A 16771-nucleotide genomic window follows, 5' to 3' on the forward strand; every position below is an offset into this window, starting at 1 on the left:
CCAGTGAATGAGTCGCCACGCACACCGTTACACCGGGAGGACAGCCTTCCGGTGGATAACCGGCGTGTCCTGAACGGTCGCTACGAACTGGGTAACCTCATTGGCCGGGGCGGCATGGCGGATGTCTACAAGGGCACGGACACCCGCCTGGGCAGGACCGTTGCCGTCAAGCTGCTGCGGCCGGACATGGCCCGGGATCCGCAGTTCCAGGCACGCTTCAAGCGTGAAGCGCAAGCGGTGGCCGCCCTGAACCACCCGTCCATCGTCGCCATCTTTGATACCGGCGAGCATGTGGTCCATGACGGTTCCGCCGAGGACGTACGGGTGCCGTACATCGTCATGGAATACGTTGACGGCAGGACCCTGCGTGAATTGATCCGCGCCAACGAGGTCAGCATCAGCCAGGCCATCGACTACTGCCTGGGCGTCCTGGCAGCCCTTGAGTACAGCCACAAGGCCGGCATCGTGCACCGGGACATCAAACCGGCCAACGTGATGTACTGCCCGGGCAGCGACTCGGTAAAGGTGATGGACTTCGGCATTGCCCGCGCCATCGCCGATTCCTCCGCCACCATGACCCAGACCCAGGCTGTGGTGGGAACCGCCCAGTACCTCTCGCCGGAGCAGGCCCGGGGCGAGACGGTGGATGCCCGCAGCGACCTCTATTCCGCTGCCTGCCTGCTCTACGAAATGCTCACCTCGCGGCCGCCGTTCATCGGGGACAGCCCGGTTTCCGTGGCCTACCAGCATGTCCGCGAAATCCCGGAACCGGCCAGCAGCCTCAATCCGGATGTGTCCCCGGCGCTGGACACCGTCCTCGCCAAGGCCCTGCAAAAGAACCGGGCCGACAGGTTCCAGGACGCGGCGGCCTTCCGGCGCGCCTTGCGCGCGGCCAAAGCCGGTGTTCCCGTGCCGGCCGTGGCGGCGTCAGAGGCGCCCACCGATCCCAATGACCACGTTCCGCAGGCGCCGCCACCCACCGAGGCGTTCGCCGCCACAGGGGCAAGCTTCCTCGACGATGCCCCCACCGGGCGGCTGGCTGCCACCAACCTGTACCATGACGACGGCGGAGCGGCGGCTCCGCTGGAACTGGCCGATGAGCACGGGGCGGACGCGTATGGGGCCGGCGCGCTCCCGCTGGGCCTCGCTACGGAACGTGAGCAAAGCACACGGCAGAAGTCCCGGCGTCGTGCCTGGATCGCCACCCTGGTGATCTTCACCCTCCTGATCCTCGCCGGCGGCGGATTGTGGCTGTACCAAACGGTCAACCGGCCCGCTCCTGCGCCGCCCAAGGTGTCCATCCCGGCGGTGGCGTCCATGACGGAAACCGCCGCACTGCAGGAGCTGTACAACGCCGGCCTGCGGCCGCGGATCGCACGGTCCGCAAACGACACAGTGCCCAAGGGAACCGCGATCGGGACGGACCCCGCGGCGGGCGGTTCGCTGGATCCTGGAGCTGAGGTCATCCTCAACGTTTCGGACGGCCCCAGTTCGGTGAAGATCCCTGACAGCCTCCCCGGCAAGACCGAGGCAGCGGCGCGGGACATCCTCCGCCAGGTGGGGCTGGTGGGCGCCCCCTCGACCACCACCGCCAACAGCGCCACGGTTCCGGCAGGAATCGTCATCACCTCCAACCCGGCCCCCGGGCAAAGCGTCGGTGTCGGCACCAGCGTGGAGCTGATCGTGTCCACCGGAAAGGTAGTGGTCCCGGAACTGCGGGGCCTGATGCGTGACGAAGCCGAGGCAGCACTGAAGGAGCTCGGCCTGGTGCCGTCGGTGGTTGAGGTGGAAAACTCCCAGGTGGAGCCCGGCAAGGTCACGGACCAAAGCGACCCGGCCAACGCTGCCGTACCGCAGGGGAAGACCATCACTGTCGTGGTGGCCAAGGCACCGCCGCCTCCGCCGCCACCGCCCGCGCCAACGGAAACCGCCACCCCCACGCCAACACCGACGCCCAAACCCACCAAGAAGGGCTGACGCGTCCTGGCCGGTCCGGCAGCTCCGGCTACTGCTGGATCAGCGGGCTCAGTTTCGCTGCCCGGGCAGCGGCGCCCTTCATGCCCAGCGATTCGAGCCAGTTGCCGAGCATCTGGTACCCGCCCTCGGTGAGTACCGATTCCGGGTGGAACTGTACCCCGCACAATGGTGCTGTCCGGTGCTGCAGCCCCATGACCACCCCGGACGCGGTCTGCGCCGTGATTTCCAGGACGTCCGGGATGGATTCCCGGACCGCGGCCAGCGAGTGGTAGCGGGTGGCCGTGACGGGGGAGGGGAGCCCGGCAAAGACGCTGGTGCCGATGTGCTCCACCTTGGACGTTTTGCCGTGCATGAGTTCAGGGGCATGGGTCACCTTGCCGCCGAAAGCCTCCGCCAGCGCCTGGTGGCCCAGGCACACGCCGAACATGGGAACGCTGTTTTCACCGCACCACTTGATCAGCTCGATGCAGACTCCCGCCTCGGCGGGATTTCCGGGCCCGGGGGAAATGAGGACGCCGTCACGGGTGCTGGCCAGTTCGATGGCCTCGGCGAGCGTGACGTCGTCGTTGCGGACCACCGTGGTCTCGGCGCCGAGTTCCTGGAGGTAGCCCACCAGGGTGTAGACGAAGCTGTCGTAGTTATCCACTACAAGGATCTTGGTTGTGGTCATGGCTGGTCTGCGGAACCAATCGTTGAGTCGGTGAACGGGGTGAAATGGGACATCCAGGGGAACAGGAACTGGACCATCAGGACCAGGGCAAGGAATACCAGTGCCAGCGAGATGAAGATCCTGAGCCACAGCGGCCCGGGGAGGTGGCGGAAGATCCAGGCGTACACGGTCAGCTCCTTCCGGTGGCTGCTGCCACCTGGGCCGCGATCTCGGCCGGTGGTCCTGCCGCCAGGGGGCGCCAGCTGTCCAGCAGGGCGTAGGCGATGATGCGTTCTTCCGCTCCGAAGCGGGGGTTGCAGCTTGTCATGGTGAGGTAGCTTTCAGTCGGCGCGGCACCCGGCCGGGTGGGAACCGGTTCCAGGACATCGGTGCGGGACGGCATCACGATCTGGTTGTTCCGGAAGACGTAGACGTAGAAACCGTCTTTGGTCTGGACGTAGATCTTGTCACCCGGGACCAGTGTGTGGATGTTGTCCAGCACGGCTCCATGTGTTTGGCGGTGGCCGGCCACCGCGAAGTTGCCGACGGCGCCGGGCATGGCGGTGTTGCTGTAGTGGCCCAGGCCCAGGGTGTCCAGGACGTCCTGGCTTGTCCCCTGGACGATCGGACGGGTGTAGGTGGGACCGAACCTGGGGATGTACATAATGCCGATGGTGCCGGCGTGGCCGGGAGCCGTGCCCACCACGGGCTTTCCAAAGTCCTCCCCGGCGGCAGGAGGCGACGCCGGTGCTGAGGCCGAGGGAGCGGGGGCTGCGGTGCCCAGGTCCTGGGCGAATTCCTTGATGACCTGGCTCTGTTTGGCATCGGACTCAACATTGGTCCACCACAACTGCCACGCCACAAAGAGCAGGAGGATGACGCCAACGGTGATCAACAGTTCACCGAGCACCGAGATAATGCCGGGCAGGAGGGCTCGACGGGATGCGGGCGCGGTGGCGGTCCCCGCCTTCTCCTGCAATACCACGCGTTCTCCTCCGGGCGTTTACCCTGGGCACCGGCTGCCCATCAACTGCGGCTAGAATTGGCTGCTAGTAAGAATCCAGATTTGACCAAGATCGCGCAGACCGCTGGCAATTTCCTTCTTGCAGGATACCAAGCCCGGGCCGCCGAGCTTGCCCAGTCCGCCAAGGAGAGCCAGTGCCCGAGTCAAAGCCTCGCAGGAAGACCGCCAGCACCGCCCAGCCGGCATCACCGCAGGCCTACAAGCCCAACCCCGTATGGTTCAAGCCGGTCATGTTCGGCCTCATGATCATCGGCCTCTTCTGGATCATCACGTTCTACATCAGCGAGGGACGGTTCCCGGTCCAGGCCTGGCAGTCCTGGAACATCGTTGCCGGCTTCGGCATCGCCATCGTCGGGTTCCTGATGACCACCCGCTGGCGCTCCTAGCCCCTGCTGCGGAACTGTTCCAAGGAGGACTCCACTGGCTCCTGATTCCACCGGCGTGATCGTTGGCGAGGATGGCCTGGCACGGCCTGCCTGGGCTGCCACGGATCCGCTGATGCGCGACTATTACGACCAGGAATGGGGGCTGCCCGTTACTGACGAGCAGGGCCTCTACGAGCGGATTTGCCTTGAGGGTTTCCAGGCGGGTCTTTCCTGGGCCACCATCCTGCGAAAGCGGCCGGCCTTCCGCGCGGCCTTCGCCGGCTTTGATCCGGATGCCGTGGCGCTTTTTGGCGCCCCGGAGGTGGAGCGGCTGATGCAGGACCCCGGCATCATCCGGAACAGGCTGAAGATCCTGGCGGCGGTGAAGAACGCCCAAGCAACCCAGGAGCTCAGGAACGACGGCGGACTGGTGGACTTCGTGTGGAGCTTCCGTCCGGCCAGCACGCCCAAGCCACAGGCAATAACCGATATTCCCACCCAATCAGAAGAGTCGGTGGCCCTGTCCAAGGCGCTTCGAAAGCGCGGATTCTCCTTCGTAGGCCCCACCACCATGTTCGCCCTGATGGAAGCCATCGGCATGGTGGACACCCACCTCCTGCAAAGCCACCGCCGGGGATCTTCCGGCGTGTGGCCCATTGAGGCCTAAAGGCACTGGCACAGACTGTTTTCCCCAGCTGTTGGGAAGGTTATCCACAATGGGGAAAACCTCCCCCTTCGATCGAAACTGATTCCGCTGCACCGCCCTGCAGGGCCTCTTCCGGGAAACCTGCCGGCCAGATGTGGTTATTAACAGTGTGGAATACCTGTGGAAAAGTGCAGGGCCCGAGTGGAGGGACGCCCGATGGCCGGAACTATGGGCGGTCCCGCCGCACCGGGTGGTGGCTGGTGATGGACACCCGGTTGAAGGCATTCATGGTCACGGCAAGCCAACTCACGGCCGAAAACTCCGCGGCGCTGAGCCGCTCCCGCGCATAAGCCTCCGCGTGCTCCCGTGACCGTTCGTCCGGGAGTTCTGTAATGCTTTCCACCAGGGCCAGGGCGGCGCGCTCCTGGTCGGTGAAGAGTGCCGTTTCACGCCATGCGGGGAGGACCGCGAGACGCTGCGGGGTTTCACCGGCCTCGGCAGCCTTCCGAACATGGAGGTCCAGGCAATACGCGCAGCCGTTGAGCTGGGAAATGCGCACATTCAGGAGTTCCACCAGGCCCCGGCCCAGTCCGGCCTCTTCTGCTGCTTCCTGGACCTTCAGTCCCAACCCACTGATGGCTCTCCAGAGGGCCGGGTGCTGTTTGTCCAAGTACAGGTGTTCGGTGGCGCTCACGGGAGTCCTTATCGGTTGAACGGCTTGGCAGGCCACCATCATAGGCTGGCGGCCGTCCGGCACTGGGGACGGTTGTCCACTTACCAACAACGCGATACCCACAAGTTATCCACAGATGTGGGAAACTTCGTGGACACTCGGCTCTCCCGGGGACTCCAGCCTTACTCCGGCGGGCTCGATCCCGGCCCAAACAACAGTGCTGTCACTTATTAACAGTGTGGATACAGCTGTCGATAACGTCCCGCACAGGGTGTGCACCGCCTCCTGCCGGCAATGTTCCCGCCGGTTTATCCACAGGAGTGCCCGAAAGTGGCGGCTTATCCACTTACGCACAGCAATATCCCCACAGGTTATCCACAGATGTGGAGAAAGGGTGCCCGGTACGCCTCGTAATGGACGAGGATCGCCGGGAGTAGCCGATCCAGCAAATGAACTACAGCTATGTAAGTTACCAACACTGTGGATAAACGCTGTGGAAAACACGAATGCCCCCGTCACCGGAGGGTGACGGGGGCATAGTGTTTGTCCGCAGGCCGAAAAGGGTTAGAGCGTCACCCGTGCCCAGCTCACTGCGACGAGCAGCACCACCACTGCGGCCAAGCCGAGTGCCTGGAGGAGGCCCTGGCGGCGTCCCCGCGGCGTGTAGGCAAGGACAGCGGCACAGAGACCACCGGTAATGAGGCCGCCCAGGTGGGCCTGCCAGGCGATGTGGGGGATCAGGAAGCCAATGACGCCGTTGATGGCAATCAGGACCCAGAGCTGCCGTGTATCGCCGCCCCGCTGGCGTTGAACCAGCAACATGGCACCGAAGAGGCCAAAGATGGCACCTGAAGCGCCGACCAGCCCCACCAGGCCCTGGCCGGGAACCAGCACAGGGTTTAGCAGCAGGTACCCCACCGAGCCGCCAAGGGCGGAGATCAAGTACACCGCAAGGAAGCGGGCCCGGCCCAGGACCGGTTCCAGTGCCTGCCCAAAGATCCACAGCGTGTACATGTTCAGGAGGATGTGCAGAAAGGAGTCCGGGGAGTGGAGGAAGGCTGACGTCACCATCCGCCAGGGCTCGAAGGCGCCGTACTGCGGGGCGACAAAAATGTTGTTGTAGGCAAACTGCTTGTAGACCCAGTCGCCAGGAATGAGCATTTGCAGGGCGTAGACGGCTACGCACGCTGCGATGATGCCAAACGTCACCAAAGGCTTCCCGGTGGCTGCGGCGCCGCCGTAGACCGACCGCACCTCCGGCGTCGTACGTTTTGTTTCGTTGACGCAGTCAACGCATTGGAATCCGACGGCGGCCGCCCGCTGGCAGTCCGGGCATGCCGGGCGCCCGCAGCGCTGGCACCGTACGTAGGACGGCCGGTCCGGGTGCCGGGGGCAGACCGGGACCTGGGCGGACGGCTCGGCCGACGGAATTCCGTAGCTCATGGTGCCGCGTTACAGCTGTTCGATGTCGATGCTGTTGATGGTGACGTCCTCAACCGGGCGGTCGCCCATGCCGGTGCGGACACCCTCGATGGCGTCGACAACCTTCTTGGATTCCTCGTCGGCAACTTCACCAAAGATGGTGTGCTTGCCCTGGAGCCAGTCCGTGGGAATGGTGGTGATGAAGAACTGTGAACCGTTGGTGCCCTTGCCCATCTGGATGCCGGCGTTGGCCATGGCCAGCTTGTAGGGCTGGTTGAAGCTCAGCTCGGGGTGGATCTCGTCGTCAAAACGGTAGCCCGGGCCACCGGTTCCACGGCCCAGGGGATCGCCGGCCTGGATCATGAAGTCCTTGATGATGCGGTGGAAGATGGTTCCGTTGTAAAGCGGCGTGCCGGTCTTGTCCTCGCCGGTTTCCGGGTGGGTCCAGGCCTGCTCGCCGGTGGAAAGGCCCACGAAGTTCTTGACCGTCTTGGGCGCGTGGTTGCCGAAGAGGTTAACCACGATGTCGCCGAGGCTGGTGTGGATGGTTGCTTTTGCGGTTGCGATTGCAGTCATAGGTCGATTCTCCCATGCCGGTTCCGGGCAGCCATGGCCGCGGGGGCAGTTCCGCGCTGGGTGAAATCGCCCTAAAATCCGCAGAGTGAATAGCCCGTGGTGATCTGGGCACGTAGGCTAGCGACAGAACCGTCACATTAATCGGGAGGTAGTTGTGAAGAAATCGGATCGTATTGCCCGTGACCTTGAGCAGTCGGTCACCAGTGCGGTGGAAAACGCCAAGGATTGGGCGGCCCCCCGGGTGGAAGCTGCCGTGGACTGGGCTGTTCCCCGCCTCCAGCAGAGCCTGGATACCGCATCTCCCAAGATCCAGGAAGGCCTGAAGACGGCGGCCCACAGCCTGGCCGACGGCGTGGCCACCGTGACTCCCCGGATCCAGGACGGACTGGCCCACCTGGCGCCCAAGATCAACGACGTAGTGGAAAGCGCATCGCCCAAGCTGCACGAGGCCCTGGACAAGGCCACGCCAGTGGTCCTGAATGCCCGCGACCGGGTGGTGGTGGAGTACTTGCCCAAGCTCTCCGACCAGATTGGCGTGGCCTCCGGAGCTGTCCACCGCACCTTGGAAAACACCCCGGCCCGTGTCGACGCCGTCGCGCAGAAGCTCGGGGACGTGGGAATCATCCACGCCCTCCAAGAGCAGGCACAGGCCACCGGCACGCAGCTGAAGGCGGCCGCAGCAGGAGCCAGCCGCGCAGTGGACGTGAAGCTTGCCCAGCCGGAGAAGCCGAAGAAGCGCGGCTGGCTGGTCTTCGGCGTGGTGGCTGCTGCCGTCGCAGCCGGCGTCGCCGCATGGAAGGCATCCAAGCCGGTCGAGGACCCCTGGAAGACTCCGTCGCCGGTCACCCCGACCCCGGCACCCGTCCCGGCCACCACCGTCAGCGACGTCAAGGCAACCACTGCCGGCACCGCCGACAAGGGCACGTCCGAAGCCGCAGCCGGTGCTGCAGCGGACAAAGCCGGTGACGCAGCTGGGACTGTGGCTGATAAGTCAGAGGATGCCGCCGACAAGGCCAAGCATGTTGCCGATGACACCGAAGGCGGCGCCAAGACGGTCGCCGATGAGGGCAAGGGCAACAGCCAGGCCTGATTTCCGCCATACACACAAGGGGGCTCCGTTCCACGGCGGGGCCCCCTTTTGTGACCTTTCCCGTCCGCGGGGGCATCTATCCCGGATGCTAGATTTGAAGTGATGTCAGCCAATCGATCCTCTGGGGATGCCGTGAACGACGCAGCCGTACAGCTCCGCGTGTCAATCGTCATCCCGGCGTACAACGAGGAGAACGTGATCAGGCAGTGCCTGATAGCTGCCATCTACCAGTCTGTTCCCGCCCACGAGATCATCGTGGTGGACAACCTTTCGAAGGACCGGACCGCTGACATTGTCCGCCAGATGCAGCTCGAGTATCCGGAAAGCCCCATCATCCTCCTGAGCCAGGACCGCGAGCAGGGACTCATCCCCACCAGGAACTTCGGGCTGGACAGTGCCACCGGTGACATCCTGGGCCGGATCGACGCCGACTCCATTGTGGAACCCGACTGGGTTGAGCAGGTGCAGAAGGCCTTCGCGGACCAGTCGGTCCAGGCCGCAACCGGCCCCGTGGTCTACTACGACATGCCAATGCGCCGCTTTGGACTCAAGGCGGATGACAAAATGCGCCAGCTCATGCTTAAGCTGGCCAAGCACCAGTACCATTTCCTGTTCGGCTCCAACATGGCCCTGCGGGCCGGCGCCTGGGAGATCATCCGTTCCGAAACCTGCCGGGACGAGAAGGATGAGATGCACGAGGACATCGATTTGTCCCTGCACCTGGCCGACCACGAGCTGCCTGTCCGTTATTGGCCGCAGATGGTGTCCGGAATGTCTGCCCGGAGGCTTGAGGATTCACCCCGGGATTACCGCTACTACGTCACCCGGTTCGACCGGACCTACAAGGCGCACAACGTCAGGAAGATGGCGCTGAAGGCCCCCATGGTGGTGTTCTTCTCGGTGTATTTCCCGGCCAAGCTCCTCAGGGCCATCCACACCGTCAATACGGCCCAGCCGGTCCGGCGCGGCGGCCAGTAGCGCCTAGTCGGTCCCCAGCCCGGCGAGGTATTCCGACGGCGGTTCCTCCTGGGGATCGGTTCTGCGGCCCCTGCGCGTGGCGTTCCCTCGGCCCCGGCCACTCCTTTGGCCCAGCACCACGACGGCGAGTCCCGCCAGGATGAGGCCCAGCCCGGCGTAGGTGCCCGCCGGCAGGGTCTCGTGCAGGAAGACGGCGGCCAGCAGCGCTGCGCCGGGGATTTCCAGCAGGATGATCATCGAGACAATGAGGGGACTCATGGTGGCCAGCAGGTGGTTGAAGGCCGTATGGCCCACCAACTGGGCACAGACGGTGATGGCCGCGATGCCGAGCCACCCGGCCGGCTCGAACCCGGCCAGGGGTTGCCCCCAGAGCAGCGCCATTACTGCCACGAGGACGGCGCACATCCCGTAGCAGAGCGTTGTATAGGTCCCGGTGGTCATACTTTGCCGGGCCTTACCGCCGGCGAGCGTATATAGGCCGGCCAGCGCTCCACCGGCCATGGCCAACAGGTCCCCCGTAACGGCCTGCGGAGAGGAGCCCATATCAAACCCGGTGATGGCAAGGACTCCGCCAAAAGCAATCCCCAGCCCTGCCAGGACCTGCCACCGGTGGCGGATGCCCCGGAAGAGCTGGAAGACGGCAATCCAGGCTGACTGCAGGCACACGAGGGCTGTGGCAGCTGCTACGGACGTGAGCTGAAGGGAGGTGATGAAGCAGGCGAAGTGCAAGGCAAGCGCAATGGCGGCCAGCATGGACCAGCGGAACTCCCGGCCGCTGATCCTGCGGAACTGGCCGGGTTCCCGGACAAGGGTGGGAGTTGCCATGACAACGGCACCAATGGCATTGCGCCAGAAGGCGATGGCAAGCGCGCTGACGCTGGTGGCACCAAGCGTGGCGGCTATCAGCGGTCCGGAGGATGCAACGCCCAGGACCCCCAGGGCCGCGAATAAGAAGTTCAATGCAGCCCCCTGGTGCTGGTTCCTTGCGCAGATGGAAAGCAAAAAGTCCCGGCCGGCGTTTCCGCTGACCGGGACTTTCCTATGGTGGAGGCACGGGGACTCGAACCCCGAACCCCCTGCTTGCAAAGCAGGTGCGCTACCAATTGCGCCATGCCCCCATAAGAAGCAACCCGTCAATCATACCCTAGAACCTGGGAGCCTCTGGCCGGCTCCCGGGGTGGGCGGCCGGGCTAGTCCACCGTGTCGGTTGACTTGCTCCAGACCGTTTTCCGGGCTTCGGATTCCTGTGCTTTCCGGTAAACCAGGAAGCCTGCGATTGCGGCTGCCAGTACAAGCAACTTCTTCACATGCTCCCCAATCCGGCAAGGTACCGGACGGATCCGCACCATACCTCCGTTTGAAACCTGCACAGGTTCCGTGGGCGTACCAGGACTTGAACCTGGGACCTCTTCGTTATCAGCGAAGCGCTCTAACCGCCTGAGCTATACGCCCTCAATCCCTCATCGGGCCGAGACATGACTTTACAGCACACCCCGGCCCGATCTCAAATCGGGCCATTCCACCGGCGCGGAGCCGGTGGAATGGTGTCCTAATCGTCGGTGAGGGTCACGCCGATGCCGCCCACCAGGGTGGCGGAAATGTTGTACAGGACAGCGGAAAGCATGGAGAGCGCCGTCAGCAGGACGACGTTGACCACGGCAATGATGGTGGCGAACGATGCCACCTGGCCCAGCGAAGCAACCTTCTTCAGTTCGAAGCCGCCGCTTTCAGCGCCCGCCAGGGTGCCGAGGAGACTGTCCACCTGGTCAAAGATCCCGGTCAGGTCCAGGACGGTCCACAGGACGATGGCGGCCACCACCGTGACGATGCCCAGTGCCACGGACAGCAGGAATGCCATTTTCAGCACGGACCACGGGTCCACTTTGCTGATCAGCAGCCTGGCCCGGCGGACCTTTGCCTTCGGAGCGGGCTTCACCAGGCCAGGTGTTCCCTGGCCGGAGGCTCCCTGCGCAGGGCGCTGGCCTGTTTGTGCCGGGCGCTGGCCGGGCTGGCCCTGGAAGGGGCGTTGGCCCGGCTGTGCGGGGCGGTCTCCCTGCTGGGGACGCTGGCCCGGGACGGCAGGCCGCTGGCCTGGCGCGCCGGCGGGCGCCGAGGGGCGCTGTTGCGGACGAACGGGGGCGTTCACGCGGGGTGCCGCGGAAGGCCGGTTCCCGTCGGGAACAGTACTGTTCGGCTTGGGAAATGAGTCGGAATTACTCACTCGTTACCTCCGTGTTGTCTTCGTTCGGCTCAGCGTCGCCCGAGGCGTCCTCTGACTCAACGGCCGGTGATTCTTCTGCCATTGCTGGCGCGGCGGATTCCCCAGCGGTTCCGCCATCTTCAGCCAACGTTACGTCATCGCCGGCGGATTCCTCGTCCTCAAGACCGCGTTCGCTGTTGCGTGCCACCTCGATGATCCGGTCGTTCTTGTCCGGTTTGGCGAAGATGACGCCCATGGTGTCGCGGCCCTTTGCGGGAACACCGGCAACCGAGGAACGGACAACCTTGCCGCCCTCCATGACCACCAGGACTTCGTCTTCTTCCTGCACGATGAGTGCGCCCACCAGGTGGCCGCGCTCTTCCTGGTACTTTCCTACCTTAATGCCCAGGCCGCCGCGGCCCTGCAGCCGGTACTCCTCGACGGCCGTCCGCTTGGCGTAGCCGCCTTCGGTCACGATGAACACGAATGAACCGTCGGTGACCACGTCTGCAGCGAGCAGTTCGTCATCCTCGCGGAATTTCATGCCGGTAACGCCGGATGTGGCGCGGCCCATGGGGCGCAGGGCGTCATCGGTGGCGGTGAAGCGGATTGACTGGCCCTTGCGGGAGACCAGGAAGAGGTCATCGGTCTCGGACACCAGCTGCGCGGAGACCAGTTCGTCACCGTCCCGCAGGTTGATGGCGATCACGCCGGCCGAACGGTTGGTGTCGTAGTCTTCCAGCCTGGTCTTTTTCACCAGGCCCCTCTTGGTGGCGAGGACCAGGTACGGGGCCTGCTGGTAGTCCTTGAGATCCAGCACCTGGGCGATGTGTTCATCAGGCTGGAAGGCCATCAGGTTGGCCACGTGCTGGCCCTTGGCGTCCCTGCCCGCTTCCATCAGCTCGTAGGCCTTGGCGCGGTAGACCCTGCCCAGGTTGGTGAAGAACAGCAGCCAGTGGTGGGTGGTGGTGACGAAGAAGTGCTCCACCACGTCGTCTCCACGCAGCTGGGCGCCCTTGATGCCCTTGCCGCCGCGCTGCTGCGACCGGTAATTGTCGCTGCGGGTGCGCTTGACGTAGCCGCCGCGGGTGATGGTGACCACCATCTCCTCTTCGGGGATCAGGTCCTCCATGGACATGTCGCCGTCGTAGCCCATGAGGATCCTGGTACGGCGGTCATCGCCATGCTTGTCCACGATCTCGCCGAGCTCGGTGCTGATGATCTCGCGCTGGCGCTGCTCCGAACCCAGGATTTCCTTGTATTCGGTGATCAGCGCTTCGAGTTCTGCGTGCTTTTCCTGGATACGCTGGCGTTCCAGGGCGGCGAGGCGGCGCAGCTGCATGTCCAGGATGGCCCGCGCCTGCAGCTCATCGATGTCCAGCAGCTCCATCAGCCCGTCCCGGGCGGCCTCGGTGGTGCTGGAGGCGCGGATGAGTGCGATGACCTCATCGAGCATGTCCAGTGCCTTGAGGAGGGCGCGCAGGATGTGGGCTTCTTCCTCTGCCTTGCGCAGCCGGTACCGGGTGCGGCGGGCGATGACGTCCATCTGGTGCGTTACCCAGTGGCGGATGAACGCGTCCAGGCTCAGGGTCCGCGGCACCCCGTCCACGATGGCAAGCATGTTGGCGGAGAAGTTGCTCTGCAGTTCGGTGTGCTTGTAGAGGTTGTTCAGCACCACCTTGGGCACGGCGTCGCGCTTCAGCACGATCACCAGGCGCTGGCCCGTGCGTCCGGATGTTTCATCGCGGAGGTCGGCAATGCCCTGGATCTTGCCGTCCTTGACCAGTTCGGCGATCTTGATGGCCAGGTTGTCAGGGTTGGCCTGGTACGGAAGCTCGGTGACCACCAGGCAGGTCCGGCCCTGCAGTTCCTCCACGGCAACCACCGCGCGCATGGTGACCGATCCACGGCCGGTGCGGTAGGCGTCTTCGATGCCCTTGTGGCCAAGGATGGTGGCTCCCGTGGGGAAGTCCGGGCCCTTGACCCGTACGAGCAATTCCTCGAGGAGTTCCTCGCGCGTGGCACCGGGGTTGGAGAGGTACCACTGCACTCCGTCGGCTACTTCCCGGAGGTTATGCGGCGGGATGTTGGTGGCCATGCCCACGGCGATACCGGAGGAACCGTTCACCAGCAGGTTGGGGAACCTGGCCGGCAGGATGGTGGGTTCCTGGTTCTTGCCGTCGTAGTTGTCCTGGAAATCGACGGTTTCCTCGTCGATGTCCCGGACCATTTCCATGGCAAGCGGTGCCATTTTGGTTTCGGTGTATCGCGGTGCGGCGGCACCGTCGTTGCCGGGCGAGCCGAAGTTACCCTGCCCCAGCGCCAGCGGGTAGCGCATGGTCCAGTCCTGGATGAGGCGTACCAGGGCATCGTAGATCGCGGTGTCACCGTGGGGGTGGTACTGGCCCATGACCTCGCCCACCACGCGGGCACACTTGTTGAAGGACCGGTCGGGACGGTAGCCGCCGTCGAACATCGCGTACAGCACACGCCGGTGCACAGGCTTGAGGCCGTCACGGACGTCGGGGAGGGCGCGGCCCACAATGACGGCCATGGCGTAGTCGAGGTAGGAACGCTGCATTTCCGTCTGCAGGTCCACTTGTTCCACCCGGTCGATCAGCACGTCGCCTTCAAGAACGGTGTCCGGAGTTCCGCCCTCAGGGGCGGAGTTCTCGGGGATTTCGTCGCTCATTAGTTATTTTCCGTTTCAGGTATATGTCTGGTTCCGAATACTTTGGAGCGGGTCCTTAGATGTCCAGGAACCTGACGTCCTTGGCGTTCTGCTGGATGAAGTTGCGTCGGGATTCCACGTCTTCACCCATGAGGACGGAGAAGATTTGGTCGGCGGCCAGGGCGTCGTCCATGGTTACCTGCAGCAGGGTGCGGTGGTCGGGGTCCATGGTGGTGTCCCACAGTTCGGTGTAGTCCATCTCGCCGAGGCCCTTGTAGCGCTGGATGCCGTTGTCCTTGGGAATACGGCGTCCGGCTGCCTGTCCTGCCACGAGTTTGGCGTCGCGTTCCCGGTCGCTGTACACGTAGTCGTGCGGGGCATTGGACCACTTGATCCGGTACAGCGGCGGCTGGGCCAGGTACACGTAGCCGTTCTCGATGAGGGGCCGCATGTACCGGAAAAGCAGGGTCATCAGCAGCGTGGTGATGTGCTGGCCGTCCACGTCGGCATCTGCCATGAGCACAATCTTGTGGTAGCGCAGCTTGGCGAGGTCGAAGTCCTCACCGATGCCGGTGCCGAATGCGGTGATCATGGACTGGACTTCGGCGTTGCCCAGGGCCTTGTCCAGGCGGGCACGCTCCACGTTCAGGATCTTGCCGCGCAGCGGAAGGATGGCCTGGGTCTCGGGGTTGCGGCCGCGCTTGGCGGAACCACCGGCCGAGTCACCCTCCACGATGTAGACCTCGCACTTTTCCGGGTCTTTGGAGGAGCAGTCCGACAGCTTGCCGGGCATGCCAAAAGACTCCAGGGGGCTCTTGCGCCGTGCGTTGTCGCGGGCCTTGCGCGCCGCCATCCTGGCCTGCGCGGCGGAGATCGCCTTGCGGATCACGTCACGGGCGGGGCCGGGGTTGCGCTCGAGCCAGTCGCCCAGGCCGTCGGTGACCACGCGCTGGACGAAGCCTTTGACCTCTGAGTTGCCGAGCTTGGTCTTGGTCTGGCCCTCGAACTGCGGTTCAGCCAACTTGACTGAAATGACGGCAGTGAGGCCTTCACGGATGTCGTCGCCCGTGAGGTTGTCGTCCTTTTCCTTGATAATGCCTTTTTCCCGGGCATAGCGGTTGACCAGGGAGGTCATGGCAGCGCGGAAGCCTTCTTCGTGCGTGCCACCCTCATGGGTGTTGATGGTGTTGGCGTAGGTGTGGACGCTTTCGGAATAGGCGCTGGTCCACTGCATGGCCATTTCCAGGGCGATCTTGCGGTCCTTGTCCTCGGTTTCGAAGGCGATGACGTCCTCATGGACCACTTCCACCTTCTTGCCCGAATTCAGGTGCCGGACGTAGTCCAGGAGGCCTTCGTCGTACTGGTACACCACGGTGCGGTGTTCTGCGCTGACTTCGCCCTCGGTGCTGAGGTCGTCAAGGTCCAGGTCGCCGTCGGCATCGTCCCCGGCCGGCGCGCGCTCATCCGTGAGGGTGATACGCAGGCCCTTGTTCAGGAAAGCCATCTGCTGGAAGCGGGCGCGCAGCGTCTCGAAATCGAACTCGGTGGTCTCGAAGATCTCCGGATCCGGGTAGAACGTCTGGGTGGTTCCGGTAGCGTCCGTCTCTTCGCCCATGACCAGGCTGCCCTGCGGCTTGCCACCATCGGCAAAGGACATCCGCCATACGTGTCCCTGGCGGCGCACTTCGGTATCCACGCGGCTGGACAGGGCGTTGACCACAGAGATGCCCACGCCGTGCAGGCCGCCGGAGACAGCGTATCCACCCCCACCAAATTTTCCGCCGGCGTGCAGGATGGTCATGACCACCTCGACGGTGGGCTTGTGTTCCGTGGGGTGCATATCCACCGGGATACCGCGGCCGTCATCGACTACCTTGACGCCGCCGTCGGCCTGCAGGACGATCTCGATGTGGCTGCAGTATCCGGCCAGTGCCTCGTCCACGGAGTTGTCCACCACCTCGTACACCAGGTGATGGAGGCCACGGGGTCCGGTGGATCCGATGTACATGCCCGGACGTTTGCGGACAGCTTCGAGGCCCTCGAGGACAGTGATGTCGCTGGCGCCGTATTCCCTCGGCGTTGTGGCCGCAGCCGGGGTGTCAGGGGTGCGGCCATCCTCGACTGCTGTATCTGCTGCCAGAATATCTGTATTGTCGTTAGCCACAGGCGCTGCGACTCCTCTGTTCTCGATGATGGCCGGCCGGTGCCTCTCCCAGGGAAAGCCACCCGCCAACAGGCACAAACCTATGGCGCCGGTGACCTGCTGACAGTGGTGCTCCGTTCCCCGGACGCGGAGAGCGCGCGGAGAACGGACTGAAGTCAACGTTTCATCCGCGCCCAGTTATCTGCACCAATTCTACCGTGAACCGGCTCATATCCCCGCATTCCAGGGCCTTCAGCGCAGGTGAACATGGCTGTGCGAGGCTCTTGGCCGCGCCTAGGGCGGCCCAGCGGTACACCCTCCGGGTGCCTATACACGCAATGGTCCTTACAGCGCCCT

The 16771-nt window shown here is 64.3% G+C and carries 16 protein-coding genes and 2 tRNA genes; 5 read left to right on the forward strand and 13 right to left on the reverse strand.

The features are described from left to right. The first annotated feature begins 3 nt into the window (after positions 1 to 3). Positions 4 to 1977, forward strand: coding sequence for a Stk1 family PASTA domain-containing Ser/Thr kinase (gene pknB, locus NIBR502771_RS05160; protein WP_141158785.1), 1974 nt, complete (start codon positions 4 to 6; stop codon positions 1975 to 1977). A gap of 28 nt (positions 1978 to 2005) precedes the next feature. On the opposite strand, the gene NIBR502771_RS05165 is transcribed toward pknB, so the two are convergent. Genes NIBR502771_RS05165 through NIBR502771_RS05170 form a run of 3 tightly spaced genes read right to left on the reverse strand, consistent with a single transcriptional unit; the run spans position 2006 to position 3611 of the window. Next, positions 2006 to 2647, reverse strand: coding sequence for an aminodeoxychorismate/anthranilate synthase component II (locus NIBR502771_RS05165; RefSeq protein ID WP_141158786.1), 642 nt, complete (start codon positions 2645 to 2647; stop codon positions 2006 to 2008). Next, complete coding sequence (locus tag NIBR502771_RS20670) at positions 2644 to 2814, reverse strand: hypothetical protein (RefSeq protein ID WP_168223195.1); 171 nt, start codon at positions 2812 to 2814, stop codon at positions 2644 to 2646. The genes NIBR502771_RS05165 and NIBR502771_RS20670 overlap by 4 nt, the downstream gene beginning before the upstream one ends. Positions 2815 to 2816: 2 nt before the next feature. Beyond that, positions 2817 to 3611 carry a class E sortase gene (locus tag NIBR502771_RS05170; protein WP_141158787.1) on the reverse strand — a complete coding sequence of 265 codons (795 nt, stop codon included), beginning with the start codon at positions 3609 to 3611 and terminating at the stop codon, positions 2817 to 2819. Between the two features lie 173 nt (positions 3612 to 3784). Between NIBR502771_RS05170 and NIBR502771_RS05175 the strand changes: the two genes are divergently transcribed. Both NIBR502771_RS05175 and NIBR502771_RS05180 read left to right on the forward strand, forming a co-directional pair. Then, entirely contained in the window at positions 3785 to 4036 is a 252-nt protein-coding gene (locus NIBR502771_RS05175) for a cell division protein CrgA (protein WP_141158788.1), read from the forward strand. Between the two features lie 55 nt (positions 4037 to 4091). Then, entirely contained in the window at positions 4092 to 4682 is a 591-nt protein-coding gene (locus NIBR502771_RS05180) for a DNA-3-methyladenine glycosylase I (RefSeq protein ID WP_370871459.1), read from the forward strand. Between the two features lie 205 nt (positions 4683 to 4887). Here the strand turns inward: NIBR502771_RS05180 and NIBR502771_RS05185 are convergent, their stop codons facing one another. From NIBR502771_RS05185 to NIBR502771_RS05195, 3 genes are all read right to left on the reverse strand, one after another. Continuing rightward, positions 4888 to 5355, reverse strand: a complete 468-nt coding sequence (locus tag NIBR502771_RS05185; RefSeq protein WP_141158790.1) for a carboxymuconolactone decarboxylase family protein — start codon at positions 5353 to 5355, stop codon at positions 4888 to 4890. 543 nt (positions 5356 to 5898) lie between these two features. Further along, positions 5899 to 6777, reverse strand: a complete 879-nt coding sequence (locus NIBR502771_RS05190; protein ID WP_141158791.1) for a rhomboid family intramembrane serine protease — start codon at positions 6775 to 6777, stop codon at positions 5899 to 5901. Positions 6778 to 6786: 9 nt separating this feature from the next. Then, on the reverse strand, positions 6787 to 7332 hold the full coding sequence (locus NIBR502771_RS05195) for a peptidylprolyl isomerase (protein WP_141158792.1): 546 nt from the start codon (positions 7330 to 7332) through the stop codon (positions 6787 to 6789). Between the two features lie 154 nt (positions 7333 to 7486). Between NIBR502771_RS05195 and NIBR502771_RS05200 the strand changes: the two genes are divergently transcribed. Together NIBR502771_RS05200 and NIBR502771_RS05205 are read left to right on the forward strand one after the other, a co-directional pair. Then, complete coding sequence (locus NIBR502771_RS05200) at positions 7487 to 8422, forward strand: hypothetical protein (RefSeq protein ID WP_141158793.1); 936 nt, start codon at positions 7487 to 7489, stop codon at positions 8420 to 8422. Positions 8423 to 8524: 102 nt separating this feature from the next. Further along, positions 8525 to 9400, forward strand: a complete 876-nt coding sequence (locus tag NIBR502771_RS05205; protein WP_141158794.1) for a glycosyltransferase family 2 protein — start codon at positions 8525 to 8527, stop codon at positions 9398 to 9400. Positions 9401 to 9403: 3 nt separating this feature from the next. Here the strand turns inward: NIBR502771_RS05205 and NIBR502771_RS05210 are convergent, their stop codons facing one another. The 7 genes from NIBR502771_RS05210 to gyrB form a co-directional block, all read right to left on the reverse strand. Next, positions 9404 to 10360, reverse strand: coding sequence for a DMT family transporter (locus NIBR502771_RS05210; protein WP_141158795.1), 957 nt, complete (start codon positions 10358 to 10360; stop codon positions 9404 to 9406). Between the two features lie 82 nt (positions 10361 to 10442). Further along, positions 10443 to 10518, reverse strand: a tRNA-Ala gene (locus NIBR502771_RS05215). Positions 10519 to 10590: 72 nt separating this feature from the next. Continuing rightward, on the reverse strand, positions 10591 to 10707 hold the full coding sequence (locus NIBR502771_RS20825) for a DLW-39 family protein (RefSeq protein ID WP_210411329.1): 117 nt from the start codon (positions 10705 to 10707) through the stop codon (positions 10591 to 10593). 71 nt (positions 10708 to 10778) lie between these two features. Next, positions 10779 to 10852, reverse strand: a tRNA-Ile gene (locus NIBR502771_RS05220). A 97-nt stretch (positions 10853 to 10949) separates the two neighbouring features. Beyond that, entirely contained in the window at positions 10950 to 11621 is a 672-nt protein-coding gene (locus tag NIBR502771_RS05225) for a DUF3566 domain-containing protein (RefSeq protein WP_141158796.1), read from the reverse strand. After that, positions 11614 to 14292 carry a DNA gyrase subunit A gene (gene gyrA / locus NIBR502771_RS05230; protein ID WP_141158797.1) on the reverse strand — a complete coding sequence of 893 codons (2679 nt, stop codon included), beginning with the start codon at positions 14290 to 14292 and terminating at the stop codon, positions 11614 to 11616. The genes NIBR502771_RS05225 and gyrA overlap by 8 nt, the downstream gene beginning before the upstream one ends. Positions 14293 to 14347: 55 nt before the next feature. Continuing rightward, positions 14348 to 16435, reverse strand: a complete 2088-nt coding sequence (gene gyrB / locus NIBR502771_RS05235; protein WP_141158798.1) for a DNA topoisomerase (ATP-hydrolyzing) subunit B — start codon at positions 16433 to 16435, stop codon at positions 14348 to 14350. Positions 16436 to 16771: the final 336 nt, after the last annotated feature.

Source organism: Pseudarthrobacter sp. NIBRBAC000502771, assembly GCF_006517215.1.
In the GTDB taxonomy this organism is placed as follows: domain Bacteria; phylum Actinomycetota; class Actinomycetes; order Actinomycetales; family Micrococcaceae; genus Arthrobacter; species Arthrobacter niigatensis.

What these genes read in the sequence shown, in the direction of transcription:
- NIBR502771_RS05165 (WP_141158786.1), bottom strand. Translation starts at nt 2,647, where the DNA reads ATGACCACAACCAAGATCCTTGTAGTGGATAACTACGACAGCTTCGTC.
- NIBR502771_RS05190 (WP_141158791.1), bottom strand. Translation starts at nt 6,777, where the DNA reads ATGAGCTACGGAATTCCGTCGGCCGAGCCGTCCGCCCAGGTCCCGGTC.
- NIBR502771_RS05195 (WP_141158792.1), bottom strand. Translation starts at nt 7,332, where the DNA reads ATGACTGCAATCGCAACCGCAAAAGCAACCATCCACACCAGCCTCGGC.
- NIBR502771_RS05205 (WP_141158794.1), top strand. Translation starts at nt 8,525, where the DNA reads ATGTCAGCCAATCGATCCTCTGGGGATGCCGTGAACGACGCAGCCGTA.
- gyrA (WP_141158797.1), bottom strand. Translation starts at nt 14,292, where the DNA reads ATGAGCGACGAAATCCCCGAGAACTCCGCCCCTGAGGGCGGAACTCCG.